This window comes from Rhizobium sp. SEMIA 4085 (assembly GCF_013004495.1).
Lineage (GTDB): Bacteria > Pseudomonadota > Alphaproteobacteria > Rhizobiales > Rhizobiaceae > Rhizobium > Rhizobium gallicum.
The window spans coordinates 1-4,398 of the sequence record NZ_JABEPH010000433.1 but is presented as its reverse complement, the minus strand read 5'-3'; the positions used below and the strand labels follow the sequence as shown (position 1 = coordinate 4,398).

Sequence of the window (4,398 nt, the reverse complement as noted above, 5' to 3'; positions counted from 1 at the left end):
GCCCGCTACCTCAAGGAGAACAACCTGCCCGGAACGGTGCGCTATTATGGCTGCCCTGGAGAGGAGGGCGGCTCCGGTAAGACCTTCATGGTTCGCGCCGGCGCATTCGATGATGTCGACGCCGCCCTGACCTGGCATCCGGCTCCCTTCAACGGTGTTCGCTCGACGAACAATCTTGCCGTTCTCGAATATTACTATCGCTTCAGGGGTGTCGCGGCACATGCTGCCAACAGCGCCCATCTCGGGCGATCGGCGCTCGATGCCGTCGAGCTCATGAATGTCGGCGTTAATTTCCTGCGTGAACACATGCCGCCGGATTGTCGCGTTCACTATGCGATCACTGACACCGGCGGCAGGGCCGCCAATGTCGTGCAGGCCAAAGCCGAGGTTCTCTATCTGATCAGGGCGCCTGACATGACGCAGGCGCTTGAGCTTGCCGGGCGGGTCGAGAAAGTTGCACGAGGTGCCGCGATGATGACCGAAACCGCGGTCGAGATCCTGTTCGACACCGCCTCGACGAACCTTCTTCCCAACATCACGCTTGAAACGGCAATGCACGAGAACATGGTCGCGCTCGGGCCGATAGCCTTCGACGAGGCCGACATCGCCTTCGCCAGGAAAATCCAGGATACGTTCACACAAGAAGCGATCAGGAGCAGCATCCGCCTCTATCAGATCAAGGGCGATGTGTTCTCCAATGCCAAGGTGGATGGCTCGACGCCCTTGCACACCGGTCTGCGCGACTTCGACGGACAATCGCATTTCCGGGCCGGATCGACCGATGTCGGCGACGTCAGCTGGGTGACGCCGACCGCGCAATGCTGGGCACCAGCCTGGGCGATCGGCACCAATCCCCATACCTGGCAGGTCGTTGCGCAGGGGAAAAGCCCGGCCGCGCACAAAGCCATGGCGCATGCGGCCAAGACGCTTGCGACAACGGGTCTCGCGTTGATGTCGTCATCCGACCTGCTGGCAGCCGCGACGGCCGAGTGGCGGGAAAAGACCAGCGGCAAAGGCTATATATGTCCGATCCCCGACGATGTGATGCCTGCATCGGTCCATAGCCGATAACCCGTTTTGAGCGACTTCTCAGCTTAATCAGCCCTCAAACTTGCACGGCGCAATGCGCCTCGGGAGGGCAACGTCGAATGCGGCACCTTCGCCTTGAACGTCGGCAAGCTGTATGGTGCCTCATGCCCCTCAGAATTGCAGATTCTGTGCACGTCCGTGGCACCAATCTAGGAAAATGATGCTCACCGAAATTAGGTTCATCAAATTCGGGTCAGCGAAATCGTGAGCGGCGCGCCGGACGAATGTCCAGTGCAAACCCAAGTGCGATGCCGATATCGTAAGCGACTCTTGTGGCGCGCAGCATGAGCATCCCGAATGCTTGTGCGTCCCACGGAGACGTCGCTTTCGATTTGAACGATAGGGGGTTCGATTCCGCTGGAGGCGAACGTCATTGAGCGGGTAGCTACCGTCGAGAGTGCTTTTGTTCGAGGCTACTCATCATTTAGGTGGCACGCTGATAGGTGCCCCGGCGCAACTTCCTTCTTGATCGGCACTTCCACGCGACAACGGTCGATTGCGAACGGGCATCGGGGATGGAAGTGACAGCCTCTCGGAGGATCGAGTGGGCTGGGGAGTTCGCCTTCCATGGGCTTGAAGCGGCGCTTGCCGGGCTCGATGCGCGGCACTTCGGCCAGAAGCGCTTGCGTGTAGGGGTGGTTGGCCCGCCTGAAGATTTCCTCGACCGGTGCTTCTTCCACAATCCGGCCAAGATACATGATCGCGACACGGTCGGAAATATGCTCGACGACACCGAGATCGTGGCTGACGAAGAGATAGGTGAGGTCGAGCTTGTCTCGCAATTCCATAAACAGGTTGATGACCTGTGCCTGAATGGAGACGTCGAGAGCGGCCACGCTTTCGTCGCAGACGATGAATTTGGGCTGGACGGCAAGCGCCCGCGCGATGTTGACGCGTTGCCGCTGGCCGCCTGAAAACTGGTGCGGGTATCGTTTCTTCATCGCCGGGTCGAAGCCGGCCAGCGTCAGATACTTATCGACATAGCTGTCGCGTTCCGTCGAACGGGCGAGCCCGTGGGTCCGCGGCGCTTCCCAGATGAGTTCTTCGACGGTCATGCGCGGGTTGAGCGCAGCCATCGGATTTTGAAAAATCATCTGGGTGGCCAGGCCGAGTTCGTGCCGCTGGCGCGCCGACATGGCATCTCGATCCACACCCTTCCACAAAACATTGCCGTTGGTCGGAGAGGCTATCCCCGCAATCACGCGGCCAAGCGTTGACTTTCCGCAACCGCTTTCACCGACGAGGCCAACGACCTCGCCGCTGCGGATGCTCAGACTGACGTCATCAAGGGCGTGCACGATTGACGCAGGCTTTGCCAGTTTGAGTTTCAGCGTAATCTTGGCAGCCAGATCGGGCTTCGGGCCGAAGCGCTGTGAAATGTTTCTTGCTTCGATCAGGGGCGCGTCAGTCGCAAGCATCATGCAGTCCTCTCATTACGGGATGGATGCAGCGGAAGGAGCGGTCGTCAGCCGGCATAAGGCCAGGCATCACACGACAGGCGTTCGTCGCCCGGTCGCAGCGCGTACGGAAGCTGCAACCTTGCGGCAGGCGGTTGATCGCCGGCGTCATGCCCCTGATCTGACGCAGCGCTTCGCCGCGCTTGTTCTGTGAAGGAACGGATGCGATCAGACCTGCGGTATAAGGATGGTACGGATCGGTCAGCACCTTGGCCACCGGGCCTGTCTCGACCAGGCGGCCAGCATACATGACCGCGACATCATCTGCGAGCCTCGAAACGATCGCTAAGTCGTGGGTAATCCAGATGACGGCCGTGTTGGCCTCTTCGGTCAGCTTCTGGAATTCCGAAATGATCTGGCTCTGGATTGTCACGTCCAATGCCGTTGTCGGTTCGTCGGCGATGATGAGATCCGGCTTGTGGAGAAGTGCGATCGCGATCGCCACCCTCTGGCGCATCCCCCCGGAAAACTGATGCGGGTAGGCGGACAATCTCTCCTCGGGGCTTGGGATGCCGACGAGACCCAAGGCATCCCGCGACCGCTGCCGGGCGGCATGCCTGGACATCTTTTCATGTGCCTGCACGGCCTCGACCATCTGCGTTCCGATGGTAAGGACCGGATTGAGGGTCATCGTCGGATCCTGAAAGACCATCGCGATGCGCTTACCGCGCAGCTGCCGCATCTCCTCGTCGGAACAGTTTACAATGTCGGTGCCGTCGAAGACGATCTGTCCCCCTGCGATCCTACCGGGTTTTTCGAGGAGCCGCATTATCGAAAAGCCGGTCACCGACTTGCCTGATCCGGATTCCCCGACAAGGCCGAGGACCTTGCCGCGCGCGACGGTTAACGACACGTCATTGACGACCCTCAAGCCTGGCTGACCTTTGCCGGTGCCGAATTCGGTCACGAGATTGCTTACCTTCAGCAAGGCGGTCATGATACATTCCTCGGATTGAGGACATCGCGAAGCCGGTCGCCGACGAGGTTGATTGCCACGATCGTTGCGAGGAGGGCGATGCCAGGGAAGAAGCTGATCCAGTAGAGGCCGGTCAGAAGATACTGGTAGCCCGTCGCGATCAGCATGCCGAGAGACGGTTCGGTGACCGAAGCGCCGAGACCAAGGAAGGAAAGCGTCGCCTCCAGCCCAATCGCTCTCGCCACCTGCATGGTGGCGATGACGATCACCGGCGCAAGACAGTTTGGAAGCAGGTGCTTGAAGAGGATGCGCCATCCGGGCAGACGGAGCATGCGGGCTGCCTCGATATATTCCTTCTCGCGCTCGACCAGAGCCGTGCCGCGCACGGTGCGGGCATAGGTCGCCCATTCAGCGATGATGAGCGCGATGACGACGTTGGTGACACCCTTGCCAAGAACGGCCAGCATCATGAGGGCCATCAAAATGGTGGGGAAGGAAAGCTGCAGATCGACCAGCCGCATGATCACGGTTTCGGTGCGCCGGCCCATATAGGCAGCAAATAGGCCCGTCGTCGTGCCGATAATCGCAGCAGCGAAGGCCGATAAGACTCCTACGAGAAGCGATGTCCGCAGGCCATAAAGGATGCCGGACAGGATATCGCGGCCCTGGCTGTCCGTTCCGAGGTGGTAGACAAGCCCCGTCATCGATTCCGACCCCGGCGGCAGTCGTCCATCCATGATGTCGAGCTGCATCAAATCATACGGATTCTGGGGGGAAATCCAGGGCGCCAATAGCGCCAGGCAACAGATGATCACCAGCGTGACGAAGCCGATCGCGGCCGCGGAAGATCGAAGGAACTCCGAGATTCCCTTGGTCAGCCGGCCAGGTCCGGCGTCCGGAACGCTTTTATCTTGCACGTTTGGTTCAGCCATGGGT

At 60.0% G+C, this 4,398-nt stretch carries 4 protein-coding genes; 1 reads left to right on the top strand and 3 read right to left on the bottom strand.

Going from position 1 to position 4,398, the window contains the following annotated elements; genetic code table 11:
• The coding region (locus C9413_RS28430) for an amidohydrolase (protein ID WP_170251231.1) at positions 1-1,071 on the top strand (1,071 nt) is incomplete at its 5' end.
• A gap of 431 nt (positions 1,072-1,502) precedes the next feature.
• Here C9413_RS28430 and C9413_RS28425 read toward each other — a convergent pair.
• The 3 genes from C9413_RS28425 to C9413_RS28415 are packed head-to-tail and all read right to left on the bottom strand — an operon-like array spanning position 1,503 to position 4,394.
• Positions 1,503-2,507 carry an ABC transporter ATP-binding protein gene (locus C9413_RS28425; protein ID WP_040116471.1) on the bottom strand — a complete coding sequence of 335 codons (1,005 nt, stop codon included), beginning with the start codon at positions 2,505-2,507 and terminating at the stop codon, positions 1,503-1,505.
• Positions 2,494-3,483, bottom strand: a complete 990-nt coding sequence (locus C9413_RS28420; protein WP_040114784.1) for an ABC transporter ATP-binding protein — start codon at positions 3,481-3,483, stop codon at positions 2,494-2,496. The genes C9413_RS28425 and C9413_RS28420 overlap by 14 nt, the downstream gene beginning before the upstream one ends.
• Complete coding sequence (locus C9413_RS28415; RefSeq protein ID WP_040114785.1) at positions 3,480-4,394, bottom strand: ABC transporter permease; 915 nt, start codon at positions 4,392-4,394, stop codon at positions 3,480-3,482. The genes C9413_RS28420 and C9413_RS28415 overlap by 4 nt, the downstream gene beginning before the upstream one ends.
• Positions 4,395-4,398: the final 4 nt, after the last annotated feature.

Excerpts from the sequence above, each read along its gene's own strand:
- C9413_RS28425 (WP_040116471.1), bottom strand. The coding sequence starts at position 2,507 with ATGCTTGCGACTGACGCGCCCCTGATCGAAGCAAGAAACATTTCACAG.
- C9413_RS28420 (WP_040114784.1), bottom strand. The coding sequence starts at position 3,483 with ATGACCGCCTTGCTGAAGGTAAGCAATCTCGTGACCGAATTCGGCACC.
- C9413_RS28415 (WP_040114785.1), bottom strand. The coding sequence starts at position 4,394 with ATGGCTGAACCAAACGTGCAAGATAAAAGCGTTCCGGACGCCGGACCT.